The sequence below is a fragment of the Georgenia sp. EYE_87 genome (assembly GCF_023148685.1).
Classification (GTDB): Bacteria; Actinomycetota; Actinomycetes; order Actinomycetales; family Actinomycetaceae; genus Georgenia.
The window spans coordinates 284,578-298,480 of record NZ_JAHXNL010000001.1 but is presented as its reverse complement, the minus strand read 5'-3'; the positions used below and the strand labels follow the sequence as shown (position 1 = coordinate 298,480).

The window sequence follows — 13,903 nt, the reverse complement described above, 5'->3', positions numbered from 1 at the left end:
CGAGCTCCGGTGGCACGGGCCGCGTCGTCGCCCCGGCAGAAAGTCAGGACGACGCACCGATCGGCCGCTCGGCACCGGCCCGCAGCGCGGCCCCCATCATGACGACCGCACCGGCGGCGCAGAGCCACATGACCAGGGCCCAGCTGCCGGACGTCCCATGGACCCAGCCGAGAGCCACCGGACCCACGGCGGCCACGGCATAGCCGGCGGACTGCACGAGGGCCGACAGCCCGCGCCCGTAGTCCGCGTCGACGGGCCGCAGCGCGATGAGCGTCATCCCCAGGCCGATGCCGGCTCCCTGGGCCAGCCCGCCGAGGACGACCAGCACCGGCCACGCGCCCGGGACGACCGCGACCCCCACGAAGAAGGCGCACCACGCCACGGCGACGACGACCCCCGTGCGCACTGCGCCCCCGAGGGCGCGCAGAAGCAGAGGGACCACGAGCGTCCCGGCGATGCCGATGAGGTGGAACAGCGACAGCGCGGTCCCGGCCAGCTCGTCGGTCGTGCCCGTCTCGTCGGTGAGCAGCGCCGGCAGCCACGTGCTGGCGCTGTAGAAGAGCGCAGCCTGCAGGCCGAAGAAGAGCGCCAGCCACCAGGCGTCGCCGACGCGCCACACGGGCGGCCGGCCGGTGTGGCGGCGACCTGCCGCGGCGGGCGGTGGCGCGGCGGGCGGTGGCGCGGCGGGCGGTGGCGTGGCGGGCGTCGGCGTGGACCGCGCCGTCGACGGCGGGGCCGTGGACCGTGATGGCGTGACGCCTCGACGACGGCGCGAGTACAGCGTCCACCCCACCGCCGCGACCGCCGCGGGCACGGCGAGGAGCGCCATGGCCGAGCGCCACCCGACCTGGTTCGCGACGGGCACGGCGAGCATCGCCGCGACCCCCTGGCCGACACCGTAGGAGCTCGTCGAGGCGGCCATCACGGCTGCCGTGCGCAGGCCGGCGCCGCGCCGCACCGCGATCGGGACGAGCACGTTGCCGACCGTGATGGCGACGCCGACCAGCGCCGTCCCGGCGAGCAGGAGGCCGAAGGAGCCCCACGGGCGCAGCGCCGTCGCCAGGCAGAGCAGCAGCAGGGACAGGAGGAGCGACCGGTCCACGCCGACGGCGCGCACGAGCAGGACGACGAGCGGGGAGACGACGGCGAAGCACAGCAGCGGCAGGGAGGTCAGCAGCCCCGCGGCGGAACCTGTCAGGGACAGCTCCTCCGAGAGGGCGGGGATGAGGGGCGGCACCCCCACGATCGGGGCCCGCAGGTTCAGGCCGACGAGGACGACCGCGACGACCAGCAGGCCGACCCGGGGCGCCGTCCAACGCGCGGCGGCGCCGCCCGCCGCGGGACCACCGGCCGCGGGACCACCCGCTGAGCCGTCGGACCTCACCGGTGCGCGACGAGGTCGTTCGTGATCGCGTCGGCGGTGGCCAGCAGGTGGGGGAGGGTCTCGGCGAGCATCGTCGTCGCCGACCCGCGCCGCGCCGCCGTCGAGACGTTGACGGCGGCGACGACGCGGCCGTCCCTGTCGCGCACCGGGGCGGCCAGCGACCGCAGCCCCTCCTCGAGCTCCTCGTCGACGATCGACCAGCCCTGCTCGCGGACCCGCGCGATCTCGGCCATCAGCTGCGCGCGGTCGGTGATGGTGTACCGGGTGAGCGCGACGAGGTCGCCGAGGTGGTCACCGACCTCGTCCTCCGGCAGCCCGGCGAGCAGCACCCTGCCCATCGACGTCGCGTAGGCGGGCAGCCTGGTGCCCACGCCGAGGTCGACGCTCATGATGCGGCGGCTCGCCACGCGGGCGATGTAGGTGATCTCGCTGCCGTCCAGCACGGACGCCGAGGCGGACTCCCCGACGGCGGTGGCGAGCCGTTCGAGGTGGGGCCGTGCGATCTCGGGCAGCCCGAGGGAGGAGAGGTACGCGTACCCCAGCTCCATCACCCGCGGGCGGAGCATGAACAGCCGGCCGTCAGCGTGGACGTACCCCAGGTCCACGAGCGTGTGCAGGAACCGGCGTGCCGCCGCGCGGGTGAGCCCGGTGCGGCGCGCGACGTCGCTGAGCGTCAGACGCGGGTGCTCGGCGTCGAACGCCCGGATGACCGCGAGCCCCCGGTCCAGCGACTGCACGTAGCCGGAGGATCGCTCCGGCTCCTCGTCGGGCACGACCGCGCCCTCCACGTTGCTCACGGGAGCCCCCTAACCCACGTAGTTCTCGGACAGCGCCGTGGCGTGCGCCTCGGAGCCGACGACGCTGCGCAGCTGCGCCGTCTGGACGCGGCGGTCGAAGCCGGAGTCGTCGTCGAAGCGGTGCAGCATGGTGGTCATCCACCAGGAGAAGTACTCCGCGCGCCACACCGCGCGCAGCGCCCGGTCGGTGTACGTGCGCAGACCCTCCTCGGCCCCGCTGCGGATCTGCTCCGTCAGCGCGCGGGCGAGCAGGTCGACGTCCCGGATCGCCAGGTTCATCCCCTTGGCGCCGGTCGGCGGCACCGTGTGGGCGGCGTCGCCCGCGAGGAAGAGCCTGCCGCGCTGCATCGGCTCACCGACGTAGCTGCGCAGCGGTGCGAGCGAGCGCTCGAAGATCTCCCCGCGCGTGGGCTCCCAGGGCTCGCCGTCGAGGCTGAACCGCACGGCGAGCTCGTCCCAGATCCGCTCGTCGGACCAGTCCTCGAGCCGGTCGGTCGACGGGACCTGGAGGTAGAGGCGGGTCACGCTCGGCGAGCGCATCGAGTAGAGGGCGAACCCGCGCTCGTGGTTGGCGTAGACCAGCTCGTCCACCCGCGGCGCGGCGTGCGCGAGGATGCCCAGCCAGGCGAACGGGTAGACCTTCTCGAACGTCGTCAGGGACTCGCCCATGGCGGGCCGGCCGGCACCGTGAGCGCCGTCGCAGGCCACCACGAAGTCGGCGACGATCCGGTGCTCCACGCCGTCGACGGCGTAGGTCACCGACGGCTCGGCGGAGTCGACCCCGTGGATCGCGGCCGGGCCGCACGCGAACCGCACGTCCCCGCCGTCGGCGATCCGCCGCTCCGCAAGGTCGTGGACGATCTCCTGCTGCCCGTAGACGGTGATGTGCCGGCCTGTCAGGTCGCTCATGGCGATCCGGTGGCCGGCACCGTCGAAGCGCAGCTCGATGCCGCCGTGGCGCAGCCCCTCCCGGTCCATGCGCTCGCCCACGCCGGCCTGGCGCAGGATGTCCGCCGCACCGTGCTCGACCACCCCCGCCCGCACGCGGGCCTGGACGTACTCGCGGTCGCGCGCCTCCACGAGGATCGACTCGATGCCGTTGAGGTGCAGCAGGTGCGAGAGCAGCAGTCCTGCCGGGCCCGCGCCGAGGATGGCGACCGGCGTGCGCTCGGTCGCCATCACAGGCCGCCGACCGCGCCCGCGTACGGTCCGTCCCCGGCCGTCGGCGGCCGCTGGTCGCCGGTGCGCTCCTCGGCCGACGGCACGAGGACGTCCTCGTCGGGGCGGTGGCCGCGCTTGGCCTTCTGGACGAGGTCGTAGACGTGGGCGCGCAGGCGGGCGAACTCGGGGTCGTTGCGGGTGGTGAGCTGGTCGCGCTCGTCGGGGAGGTTGACGGTGACGTCCTCCATGATCACGGTGGGGCGGCCGGACAGGACGAGGACGCGCTGGCCGAGGTAGATGGACTCGTCGATGTCGTGGGTGACGAAGAGCAGGGTCAGGCCGAGGCGGTGCCACAGGTCGCGGACGAGGTCCTCGAGGTCGGCGCGGGTCTGGGCGTCGACGGCGGCGAAGGGCTCGTCCATGAGCAGGATGTGCGGCTCGTAGGCCACGGCGCGGGCGATCGCGACGCGCTGCTGCATGCCGCCGGAGAGCTGCCAGGGGTAGGAGCGCGGCACGTCGGCCAGGCCCACGGCCTCCAGGGCGGCGGCGACCTTGGGGCCGCGCTGGGACTTCGGCACGCCCTTCTCCTTCAGGGGCAGCTCGACGTTCTGCGCCACGGTCAGCCAGGGGAACAGCGAGCGGGCGTACTCCTGGAAGACCATGGCCATGCCCTTGGGCGGGCCCTTGACGACCTGGCCCTCCAGGGAGACGGTCCCGTGGGTGGGGGCCAGCAGCCCGGACAGGCAGCGCAGGAGGGTGGTCTTGCCGGCGCCGGAGGGGCCGACGATGCAGACCATCTCCCCGGCCTTCACCGTGAAGGTGAGGTCGCGGATGGCCTCGGTGTCCCCGGCGTCGGAGTGGTAGACCTTGTTCAGCCCGGTCACGTCGAGCATGTCGGTCCCGGCGGCGGGGCGGCGGTCCTCGGTCTGGGTGGAGCTCATGGCTTAGTTGCCTCCTCGTTGGGACTGGCGCAGGCCGCGGTACCAGGCCAGCACGGGGCGCTCGACGGCGCGGAAGATGATCGAGAGCACGACCCCGACGAGGCCGAGCAGGATGATGCCGGTCCACATCTGCGGGATCGCGAAGGACCGCTGGAACTGCACGATGGTGAAGCCCAGGCCGTTGGTCGCGGCGAACATCTCCGAGATCACCATCAGGATGATCCCGATCGAGAGGGCCTGGCGGGCGCCGGTCATGATCTGCGGGGACGCCCCGCGCAGCACCAGGGTGTGCAGCTGGGTGCTCTTGCGCAGCCGGTAGACCTGGGAGGTGTCGCGCAGCACGTCGTCGATGCTGCGCACGCCCTCGATGGTGTTCAGCAGGATCGGCCACAGGCAGCCGGTCGCGATGACGAAGACCTTCATGGTGGTGAAGATGCCCAGGAACAGCATGAGGATCGGGATCATCACCGGCGGCGGGATGGCCCGGAAGAACTCCAGCGCGGGCTCGGTGAACGCCCGCAGCGTCGGCGACAGGCCGATCGCCATGCCCAGGGCGATCCCCACCACCAGCGCGATGGCGTAGCCGATGAGCAGCCGGATCACCGACGGCAGGACGTCGGAGGTCAGCCGGCCCTCCAGCCAGGTGGAGGGGAACGCGGCCACGATGTCCGCCAGCGGCGGGGCGAAGAAGGACTCGCTGTCCGCCGACCAGAGCCACCAGCCGGCGATCAGGAGCACGGGCAGGGCGACGGCGACGACCACCTGCCGGGCCAGCGAGCCCCGCCGCCTGCGGCGCGCGGGCGCCGGGGCGGCCGGGGCCGCCGGGGCCGGGGCGGTGAGATCGGGGGTGGTGCTCATGCTGCTTTCTCCCGCCGGATCGAGGGGTGCCAGCGCAGGATCCTGCGCTCCAGGGCACGGGCCAGAAGGTTCACGCCGACGCCCAGCAGCCCGGTCACGATCACCAGGGCGTACATCGACGCCGTGGCACCGGAGGACTGGGCCACCGCGAGCAGCTTGCCCAGCCCCGGGGTGCCGATGATCAGCTCGCCCGTCACCGTCAGGATCAGCGCCACGGTCGCGGCCAGCCGGAAGCCGGTGACGATGTAGGGCAGGGCGGTCGGCCAGATCACCGTCCGGGCCTGCGTCAGCGCCGAGAACCGGTAGGACCGCGCGGTGTCCCGCGCGACCGGGTCGACGTCCTGGACGCCGTAGAGCACCTGGACCAGCACCTGCCAGAACGAGGCGTAGATGACCAGCAGGAGCGTGGCCTCCCGGCCCGTGCCGTACAGCAGCACCGCCAGGGGGATCAGCGCGACTGACGGGATGGGCCGCAGGAACTCGATCGTCGAGGACGTCGCCTCCCGCAGCACCCGGACCGAGCCGACCACGATGCCGATGACGATGCCGGCGACCATCGCGATCGTGAGCCCGATCGCCCAGGTGGTCAGCGTGTCGCCCAGCGCCGTCCAGAACTCCGGCGTCTGCAACCGCGTCACCAGCGCCGTGAACATCTCCGAGAACGGCGGCATGAACCGCCGGTCCACCACCCCCAGCCGGGGCAGCGCCTCCAGCAGCACCAGCACGCACAGCACACCCGCGAGCCCGAGCAGCGCGCCCCGCCCGCCCGACCCCGACCTACGCCGGGACCGGCGCGCGCCCACGGCACGCGTCGACCTCGGCGCCGGGGCCGTGGTCGCCGCGGTCACGGCAGCAGAGCGTCGACGTCGACGTCCTCGCTCACGAGCCCGTACTTGAGAGCGAGGTCGGCGAGCGTCTGGACGGAGTCGGCGTTGACGTCGGGCGAGAAGCGCGGCATGACCATCTTCTCCTGGACGGCCGGGTCGATCTCGGTGTAGGTCGAGAGGATCGCGCGGGCGGCGTCGGGGTTCTCCTCGGCGAAGGTGAGCGACTCCTCCATCGCCGCGGTGAAGGACTCGACGATCTCCGGGTCGCTCTCGGCGTACGTGGCGGTGGTGAAGTAGGCCGCGATCATCATCTCGGGATCGACGTCGGCGAAATTGTGGGTGACGACCTCGGCGCCCTGGTCCATCGCGATGGTGCGGAAGGGCTCGAGGATCCAGGCGGCGTCGACCTGCCCGCCCGCCAGCGCGGCGGGCATGTCCGGGAAGCCCATCTCGACGAAGGAGATCTGCTCCGGGTCGCCGCCGGCCTGCTCCACCACCTCGGAGACGGTGACGTCGCCGATGTTGTTCAGCGTGTTCACCGCGACGCTCTTGCCGGCCAGGTCTGCGGGCGACTCGATGCCGGAGTCGGGCATGGCCAGGACGGCGCCGATGTCGGACTCGGGGTCACCGGTCGTGAAGTTGCCGGGCGCCACGATCTTCAGCGGCAGACCCTGGGAGTTCGCCACGAGCAGCGAGGCGACGTTGGAGAACCCGAACTGGTAGTCCCCGCTGACGACGGCGGGGACGACGGCGGCGCCGCCCTGGGCGAGCTCGAGCTCGACGTCGAGCCCGTGGTCCTCGAAGATCCCCTCCTCGACGCCGAGCCAGATCGCGGCGGTGTCGACGATCGGCAGGACGCCGACGGTCACCGGGGTGAGCTCTCCGGAGCCTCCGTTCGCGTTCCCGCCGGCACCGGCGGTGCCGCCGTCGCCGCCGCCGCCCGTGTCGCCGCCGCCGGAGCAGGCGGCCAGGAGCACGAGGGAGCCGGCAGCGGCCAGGGAGATCGTCATTCGTCGCATCGTCAGTTCCTTCGTCGGGGGCTGGGACCGGGCGGGGCGGCTCGGGTCCTCGGGATGTGGCACTGGCCGCGGGTCTCACGGCGGAGGTCCACGGCGGCACTGCCATGGGGTCGTCACGCACGGAAAATGATGAACGGTCGTTCGCATCGAGAACTTACTGGCGTGCAATTGTCCCGTCAAGCGCGAATCGTGACGCCCGTCACGCCGGGTCGGCACCGACACCGTGCCCCTGCTGAAGACCCGGTAGACCGAGGCGGAAACCGACGTCTCCGGCCGGGAAGGACCGGGGGGTCGCCGGTCCCGCCACCCGGCAGGTGGTTGACGCGCCGACCTCGGCACGCCATCCTCGGCAGGACGAGAACGGATGTACGCGCTGCGAACCTCCGTTCCGCGCGGAGGCAGACGGAGCCGTCGCGACCGCGTGCACGACGACGTGACGGAAGTGGAGCCATGAGCGGACTGGACGATCTCTTCCTGCCGGGTGCCATCACCCGCGGAGGCCTGGTGATGCCGACCTACCCGGTCCCCGGGGGGGTGCACCCGCCGCTGAACAGCCCCGAGTATCTCTCGACCGAGCTGCGCCACCCCAAGGAGCCGCTCCGGGCGATGCCCCAGCGCCTGAACGAGCTCACCGGGCCGGCGCTGGGGGAGGACCTCGTGCGCGCGGTCGACAACGACCTCACCCGGAACCATGGCGGCGAGGCCGAGCCGGTCGGGCAGCGGATCATCGTGCACGGCCGGGTGCTCGAGGAGGACGGCCGGCCCGTGCCCAACACGCTCGTGGAGGTCTGGCAGGCCAACGCCGCCGGACGCTACGCCCACCAGTGGGACCAGTGGCCCGCACCGCTGGACCCGAACTTCACCGGCGTCGGGCGCATGATGACCGACGCCGACGGGCGGTACCGCTTCACCTCCATCAAGCCCGGGGCGTACCCGTGGCGGAACCACCCCAACGCGTGGCGGCCGGCGCACATCCACTTCTCCCTGTTCGGACGCGCGTTCACCCAGCGGCTCGTCACGCAGATGTACTTCCCGGACGACCCGCTCTTCTTCCAGGACCCGATCTACAACTCGGTCCGCGACGAGAGCGCCCGCAGGCGGATGATCTCCCGCTTCGACTACGAGCAGACCCAGGACCACTGGGCGCTGGCCTTCGAGTTCGACATCGTCCTTCGAGGCCCCCAGGCGAGCGTCTTCGAGGAGGACGACGACGATGAGTGAGCGACTCGGCCTGACCCCGTCCCAGACGGTCGGGCCCTACCTGGCGATCGGGCTCGACTGGGGCGGTGCGGGACAGCTCGCCGTCCCCGAAGGGACCGCCGGCGCGTTCTGGATCCGCGGGCACGTGCTCGACGGCCACGGCGAGCCGATCCGCGACGCGATGGTCGAGACCTGGCAGGCGGACCCGGACGGTCGGTTCGACCACCCCGCCGACCCGCGCGGCGCCCGCCCGAGCCGGATCCCGGGCTTCACGGGGTTCGCCCGCAGCGCCACGTGGAAGGACGACCTGCGCTGGCAGGTGTACACGGTCCGGCCCGGACCGCTGCCGGCGGGCGACGTCGACGACCCGGACGGCCCGCTCGAGGCGCCGCACATCGACGTCAGCGTCTTCGCGCGCGGCATGCTCGACCGTGTCGTCACCCGCATCTACTTCCCCGACGAGCCGCTGAACGAGACGGACCCGGTGCTCTCCGAGGTGCCCGCCGAGCGCCGTGAGACGCTGATCGCGCGGTCCGACGGGGACGGCTACACCTTCGACATCCGGGTGCAGGGCCCGGGGGAGACCGTCTTCTTCGAGGTGTGAGTCCGGACGTCCGGACGAGAGCGGCGCTGGCGCGCCGGAAGGGGGCGGGTGTGAGCTTCTTGCTCGGCACGGCCACGGAGGTCGACGCCCTCCTGGGCGACGCCGCGCTGCTCGAGGCGATGGTCGCCACGGAGGTCGCCCTCCTGCGCGCGGCCGAGCGGGCGGCGCTCGTCCCGCCCGGCTGCGGCGACGCCCTCGCGGGTGCCGCCCGGGCGAACCCGGTGGACCCGGCGACGCTGGCGGCCGGGACGACGGCGGCCGGGAACCCCGTCCCGCCGCTCGTCAACGCGCTCCTCGCCGTCGTGCCGGAGCCGGTCCGCCCGTGGGTCCACCACGGGGCCACCAGCCAGGACGTCCTCGACACCGCGCTGATGCTGCTGGCGGCGCGCGCGTGCGACACCGCCCTGGGCAACCTCGACGCCGCGTGCGCGGCGGCCGCCGACCTGGCCGACCGGCACCGGGAGACGCTGCAGGTGGGGCGCACCCTCGGGCAGCACGCGGTGCCGACGACCTTCGGGGTCACGGCCGCGGGGTGGGCGCTCGGACTGCACGCGGCCCGGCGGTCGCTGGCGCGGGTCCGGGACGAGACCCTCGCCGTCCAGCTCGGGGGAGCGGCGGGCACGCTCGGCGTCTACGGGGCTGCCGGCCCCGCCGTCGTCGCCGGCCTGGCCGAGGAGCTGGGGCTCGCCGCCCCGGCCGCGCCGTGGCACACGGAACGCTCCCGCGTGCGGGACCTGGCCGCCGCCCTCGGCTCCGTCGTCGCCGCCGCGGGGAAGGTCGCCACCGACGTCGCCGCGCTCTCGGCCACGGAGGTGGGCGAGGTGGCGGAGGGCGGCGGGGAGGGCCACGGGGGCTCGTCCGCGATGCCCCACAAGCGCAACCCCGTCACGTCGGTCCTGGTGCGCGCCGCGGCGCTGCGGGCGCCCGGGCTCGTCGGCACCCTCTACGCCGCCAGCCTGCAGGAGCACCAGCGCGCCGCGGGCGGGTGGCACGCCGAGTGGCAGCCGCTCCTCGACCTCCTCTCGCTCGCGGGCGGGGCGGCGTCCCGGACCGCCGAGATCCTCGCCGGGCTGCACGTGGACGCCGCCCGCATGTCGGCGACGCTCGACGCCGCCCGCCCGGCGGTGATGGCCGAGCAGCTCAGCACGGTGCTCAAACCGAGGGTTGGGCGCGGTGAGGCCCAGCGCCTGGTCGCCGCGGCCCTGGCGGCTGGCGAGGAGGACGACGTCGTCGCCCACCTCGTGCGGTCCGGCGCAGGCCTGTCCGAGGCGGAGATCCGCAGCGCGCTCGACCCGCGCGGCACCACGGCGGCGTGCGGCGGAATCGTCGACCGGGCGCTGCACGAGGTGGCGGCGGGGACGAGGCCCGAGGTGCCGTCCCGCGGCGGCCGAGCGGTGTGACGACCGCGGGCCGGCCCCGTGACGAGGGCAGCCCGGGCCCTGTGACGAGGACCGCCGGGCCCTGTGACGAGAGATACGGCGCAGCGCCGGCGCTTGGCGGTATCATCACCCACGTAGCAAGCACGTGCTCCGGGGTCGGTGAGAGTCCGAACCGGCGGTGACAGTCCGCGAGCCGGCACCTCGGTGCCGGTTGACCTGGTGGAACTCCAGGACCGACGGTTAAAGTCCGGATGGGAGGAAGCACGCGGCGCGCACCCTACGGTGCGTGCCGACGCGGGCGCGGGTTCTTCCGCGTCTACCGTCCCCGGTCCACGTGCCCGGACCGGAGGGACGAGACGTGAGTACCCAGCAGAGCCAGCGCTCGGCGGTCGAGCGCGCCGACCCGCGCCAGGTCGCGCCCGTCGCGACCGCACCGCTCCGGAACGCGCCGCCTCTGTCCGCACGCCCGGCTCCCGTACGTTCCGGCGCGTCGGCCGCTGGTGCACCGGCTGAGACGTCGCCGCCAGCTGAGCCGTCACTCCCGGCGGCTGAGTCCTCGCTCTCGGCCCCTGCAGCGCCCGACGCCGCGGGCCTCCGGCGGAGCCGCCCCGAGCGCGCGGCCCAGCGGCGCATGGTCGCCCCGCTGATCCTGGGCGGCTTCGTCCTCCTCGTCTGGGAGGCCGTCTCGCGCTCCGGCGTCGTCCCGTCCTTCTTCCTCCCCGCCCCCTCGGCGATCGGCGTGCGCCTCGTGGAGGACCTCACCACCGGCGGCCTTCTCGGCTACGTCGGCCCCACGCTGGTCGAGGCGGCCCTCGGCTGCCTCGTGGGCGCCGTCGTCGCTCTGCCCCTCGGGTACCTCGTCTTCCGCAGCGCCCGCGCCGCCGCTGCCCTCGAGCCCTACATCGCCGCCTCGCAGGCCGTCCCCGCGGTGGCCCTCGCGCCCCTGCTGATGCTCTGGCTGGGCTACGGGCTCGTGCCCATCGTCGTGCTGTGCGCGCTCACGGTCTTCTTCCCCATCCTCCTCGCCACGGTGCTCGGCCTGCGGACCCTCGACCCCGACGTCGTCGCCGCGGCCCGCCTCGACGGCGCCGGCAGCTGGCAGCTGCTGCGGCTCATCGAGCTGCCGCTCGCCCTGCCCGCCCTGCTGACCGGCCTGCGCAACGGGTTCACCCTCTCGGTCACCGGCGCGGTGGTGGGGGAGTTCGTCATGGGCGGCCAGGGGCTCGGCATGCTCGTCGCCGCCCGGGGCGACTCGGCCGACACCGTGGGGATCTTCGCCGCCCTCGTCGTCCTGTGCGCGCTCGCGATGTCCGTCTACGGCCTGCTGAGCGCCCTCGAGCGCCGCCTCGAGAACTGACCGGCGGCGCCGCAGCCCGACCGCCCCGCACCCCGTCCGCACCACGCCCGGCGCCGCCGATTCCCGGCGGCGCACGCCCCGCGCCATTCTCACCGACCACCGACCACCGACCACCGACCACCGAAAAACTGGAGCACCGTTGTCCCGCCACCCCAGCCACCCCCGCCGTCTCGCCGTCGCGGTCCTCGCCCCCGCCGTCCTCGCGCTGGCGGCCTGCACCACGCCGCCGGCTGCTCAGGACCAGCCGTCGGCGTCCGCCCCGGGGACCGCGGGCGCCGCCGCCGAGCTGACCGTGGGGCTCACGTACACGCCGGACATCCAGTTCGCGCCGTTCTACGTGGCCGCCGAGAAGGGGTACTACGAGGACGCCGGGCTCGACGTGACGCTGCGCCACCACGGCGCGAACGAGGGGCTGTTCACCGCCGTCGCGGGCGGCCAGGAGGACGTCGTGGTCGCGGGCGGGGACGAGATGCTTCAGGCCCGCTCCCAGGAGGTGCCGCTGCTGGACGTCGCGACGCTCTACCAGGAGTACCCCGTCGCGCTGATCGTCCCGGCGGACTCGCCGATCGAGACGGCCGCGGACCTGAAGGGCCACAAGGTCGGGATCCCGGGCCCGTTCGGCGAGACCTACTTCGGTCTGGTGGCGCTGCTGCACGGCGCCGGCCTGACCGAGGAGGACGTCGCCGTCGAGCACATCGGGTTCACCCAGCAGGCCGCGCTCACGGCGGGCCACGTGGACGCCGTCATGGGGTACGTCAACAACGACGCCGTCCGGTTCGCGCTGGCAGGGCAGGAGGTCCGCACCATCCCGGTGACCGAGGGGGACGTCCCGCTGGTCGGCATCGGCCTGGGCGTCCTCGACGCGACGGCGGAGGACCGGCCGGAGGACGTCGCCGCCGTGGTCGAGGCCACCCTGCGGGGCGTCCGCGACACCGTCGCCGACCCCCAGGAGGCCGTCGAGCTCTCGGCGGAGTACGTCCCGGACCTCGGCCGGCAGGACCGGCAGGAGGAGGCGCTCGCCACCCTCGAGGCGACCATCCCGCTCTACGGCGAGGGCGACGCGATCGGCGCCCAGTCCGCGGGGACGTGGGAGGCGATGGTGACGCTCATGCAGGACAACGGCCTGCTCGACGCGGCCGTCGACCCGGCCGAGGCCTGGACCGACGAGTTCCTGCCCGTGCCGAGCAACTAGGGTGGTCGGCGTGAAGTCGTTCGAGGAGCTCTTCGCCGAGCTGGAGCACAAGGCCGCCGCCCGACCCGAAGGGTCGGGAACCGTCGCGGAGCTCGACTCGGGGATCCATGCGATCGGCAAGAAGATCGTCGAGGAGGCGGCCGAGGTCTGGATGGCCGCCGAGCACGAGAGCGACGCCGCAGCGGCGGAGGAGATCTCCCAGCTGCTCTACCACCTCCAGGTGATGATGATCGCTCGCGGGCTGACGCTCGAGGACGTCTACCGCCATCTCTGACCCGTCCCGACCGCCCCACCCACCCGTCCGCCCCTGACCGCACCACAGGAGCCAGCCGTGCTGCGTATCGCCGTGCCCAACAAAGGCTCGTTGTCCGACCCCGCCTGCGAGATGCTCGTCGAGGCGGGCTACCGCGAGCGCCGTGACCGGCGCGAGCTCGTCCTGCCCGACCCGGACAACGACGTCGAGTTCTTCTTCCTGCGCCCCCGCGACATCGCGGTCTACGTCGGCTCCGGCACCGTGGACGTCGGGATCACCGGCCGCGACCTGCTGCTGGACTCCGGCGTCGAGGCCGTCGAGCACCGGTCGCTCGGCTTCGCCCGCTCGACCTTCCGTTTCGCGGCCCCGGCGGGGGAGGTCACGTCCCTGGAGCAGGTCGCCGGGAAGCGGGTGGCCACCAGCTACGACGTCCTCGTGGGCAACTACCTCGCCGAGCACGGCGTGGACGCGACGGTCGTCCACCTCGACGGTGCCGTGGAGTCGGCCGTCCAGCTGGGCATCGCCGACGTCGTCGCGGACGTCGTCGAGACCGGCACGACGCTGCGCGCCGCCGGCCTGTCCACGTTCGGCGAGCCGATCCTGAAGTCCGAGGCCGTGCTCATCCACCCCCGCGGGCACGAGGTCACGAACGGGCTCACCGTGCTCGACCGCAGGCTGCAGGGCGTGCTCGTCGCCCGCCAGTACGTCCTCATGGACTACGACGTCCCGGTCGAGCACGTCGAGGAGGCGGTGGCGATCACGCCCGGTCTGGAGTCGCCGACCGTCTCCCCGCTGCACAACGGCGAGTGGGTCGCGGTGCGCTCCATGGTGCGCAAGGAGGCGACGAACCGGGTCATGGACGAGCTCTACGACGTCGGCGCCCGGGCCATCCTGGTGACCTCGATCCACGCCTGCCGGATCTGACGGAGCC

General features: G+C 73.6%; 14 protein-coding genes and 1 riboswitch. Of the genes, 7 read left to right on the top strand and 7 right to left on the bottom strand.

Translation table 11 applies throughout. The features are described from left to right. Positions 1-43: 43 nt before the first annotated feature. From KZX45_RS01365 to KZX45_RS01335, 7 genes are read right to left on the bottom strand one after another with little or no spacing between them, the layout of a single operon-like run. Positions 44-1,384, bottom strand: coding sequence for an MFS transporter (locus tag KZX45_RS01365; protein WP_248255917.1), 1,341 nt, complete (start codon positions 1,382-1,384; stop codon positions 44-46). Further along, a complete protein-coding gene (locus KZX45_RS01360) occupies positions 1,381-2,181 on the bottom strand; it encodes an IclR family transcriptional regulator C-terminal domain-containing protein (RefSeq protein ID WP_248255916.1) in 801 nt (266 codons plus the stop codon). Before KZX45_RS01360 ends, KZX45_RS01365 begins: the two co-directional genes overlap by 4 nt. 9 nt (positions 2,182-2,190) lie before the next feature. Continuing rightward, complete coding sequence (locus KZX45_RS01355; RefSeq protein ID WP_248255915.1) at positions 2,191-3,360, bottom strand: 4-hydroxybenzoate 3-monooxygenase; 1,170 nt, start codon at positions 3,358-3,360, stop codon at positions 2,191-2,193. Then, complete coding sequence (locus KZX45_RS01350; RefSeq protein ID WP_248255914.1) at positions 3,360-4,283, bottom strand: ABC transporter ATP-binding protein; 924 nt, start codon at positions 4,281-4,283, stop codon at positions 3,360-3,362. The genes KZX45_RS01355 and KZX45_RS01350 overlap by 1 nt, the downstream gene beginning before the upstream one ends. Before the next feature lie 3 nt (positions 4,284-4,286). After that, complete coding sequence (locus tag KZX45_RS01345; RefSeq protein ID WP_248255913.1) at positions 4,287-5,141, bottom strand: ABC transporter permease; 855 nt, start codon at positions 5,139-5,141, stop codon at positions 4,287-4,289. Next, positions 5,138-5,989, bottom strand: a complete 852-nt coding sequence (locus tag KZX45_RS01340) for an ABC transporter permease (protein WP_248255912.1) — start codon at positions 5,987-5,989, stop codon at positions 5,138-5,140. Before KZX45_RS01340 ends, KZX45_RS01345 begins: the two co-directional genes overlap by 4 nt. After that, positions 5,986-6,987, bottom strand: a complete 1,002-nt coding sequence (locus KZX45_RS01335; protein ID WP_248255911.1) for an ABC transporter substrate-binding protein — start codon at positions 6,985-6,987, stop codon at positions 5,986-5,988. The genes KZX45_RS01340 and KZX45_RS01335 overlap by 4 nt, the downstream gene beginning before the upstream one ends. Before the next feature lie 450 nt (positions 6,988-7,437). Here KZX45_RS01335 and pcaH point away from each other — a divergent pair, with 450 nt between their 5' ends. From pcaH to hisG, 7 genes are all read left to right on the top strand, one after another. Beyond that, on the top strand, positions 7,438-8,208 hold the full coding sequence (pcaH, locus tag KZX45_RS01330) for a protocatechuate 3,4-dioxygenase subunit beta (protein WP_248255910.1): 771 nt from the start codon (positions 7,438-7,440) through the stop codon (positions 8,206-8,208). After that, entirely contained in the window at positions 8,201-8,791 is a 591-nt protein-coding gene (pcaG, locus tag KZX45_RS01325; protein WP_248255909.1) for a protocatechuate 3,4-dioxygenase subunit alpha, read from the top strand. The genes pcaH and pcaG overlap by 8 nt, the downstream gene beginning before the upstream one ends. Positions 8,792-8,841: 50 nt before the next feature. Next, entirely contained in the window at positions 8,842-10,191 is a 1,350-nt protein-coding gene (locus tag KZX45_RS01320) for a lyase family protein (RefSeq protein ID WP_248255908.1), read from the top strand. 122 nt (positions 10,192-10,313) lie between these two features. Next, positions 10,314-10,437, top strand: a riboswitch (FMN riboswitch). Between the two features lie 364 nt (positions 10,438-10,801). Then, positions 10,802-11,527, top strand: coding sequence for an ABC transporter permease (locus KZX45_RS01315; protein ID WP_282453110.1), 726 nt, complete (start codon positions 10,802-10,804; stop codon positions 11,525-11,527). 139 nt (positions 11,528-11,666) lie between these two features. After that, positions 11,667-12,719, top strand: coding sequence for an ABC transporter substrate-binding protein (locus KZX45_RS01310; protein ID WP_248255907.1), 1,053 nt, complete (start codon positions 11,667-11,669; stop codon positions 12,717-12,719). Positions 12,720-12,729: 10 nt separating this feature from the next. Further along, complete coding sequence (locus tag KZX45_RS01305; protein WP_248255906.1) at positions 12,730-12,993, top strand: phosphoribosyl-ATP diphosphatase; 264 nt, start codon at positions 12,730-12,732, stop codon at positions 12,991-12,993. A 57-nt stretch (positions 12,994-13,050) separates the two neighbouring features. Then, positions 13,051-13,896 carry an ATP phosphoribosyltransferase gene (hisG, locus tag KZX45_RS01300; RefSeq protein ID WP_248255905.1) on the top strand — a complete coding sequence of 282 codons (846 nt, stop codon included), beginning with the start codon at positions 13,051-13,053 and terminating at the stop codon, positions 13,894-13,896. The last annotated feature ends 7 nt before the right edge of the window (positions 13,897-13,903 follow it).

What these genes read in the sequence shown, in the direction of transcription:
- KZX45_RS01355 (WP_248255915.1), bottom strand. Translation starts at nt 3,360, where the DNA reads ATGGCGACCGAGCGCACGCCGGTCGCCATCCTCGGCGCGGGCCCGGCA.
- KZX45_RS01350 (WP_248255914.1), bottom strand. Translation starts at nt 4,283, where the DNA reads ATGAGCTCCACCCAGACCGAGGACCGCCGCCCCGCCGCCGGGACCGAC.
- KZX45_RS01345 (WP_248255913.1), bottom strand. Translation starts at nt 5,141, where the DNA reads ATGAGCACCACCCCCGATCTCACCGCCCCGGCCCCGGCGGCCCCGGCC.
- KZX45_RS01335 (WP_248255911.1), bottom strand. Translation starts at nt 6,987, where the DNA reads ATGCGACGAATGACGATCTCCCTGGCCGCTGCCGGCTCCCTCGTGCTC.
- pcaH (WP_248255910.1), top strand. Translation starts at nt 7,438, where the DNA reads ATGAGCGGACTGGACGATCTCTTCCTGCCGGGTGCCATCACCCGCGGA.
- pcaG (WP_248255909.1), top strand. Translation starts at nt 8,201, where the DNA reads ATGAGTGAGCGACTCGGCCTGACCCCGTCCCAGACGGTCGGGCCCTAC.
- KZX45_RS01315 (WP_282453110.1), top strand. Translation starts at nt 10,802, where the DNA reads ATGGTCGCCCCGCTGATCCTGGGCGGCTTCGTCCTCCTCGTCTGGGAG.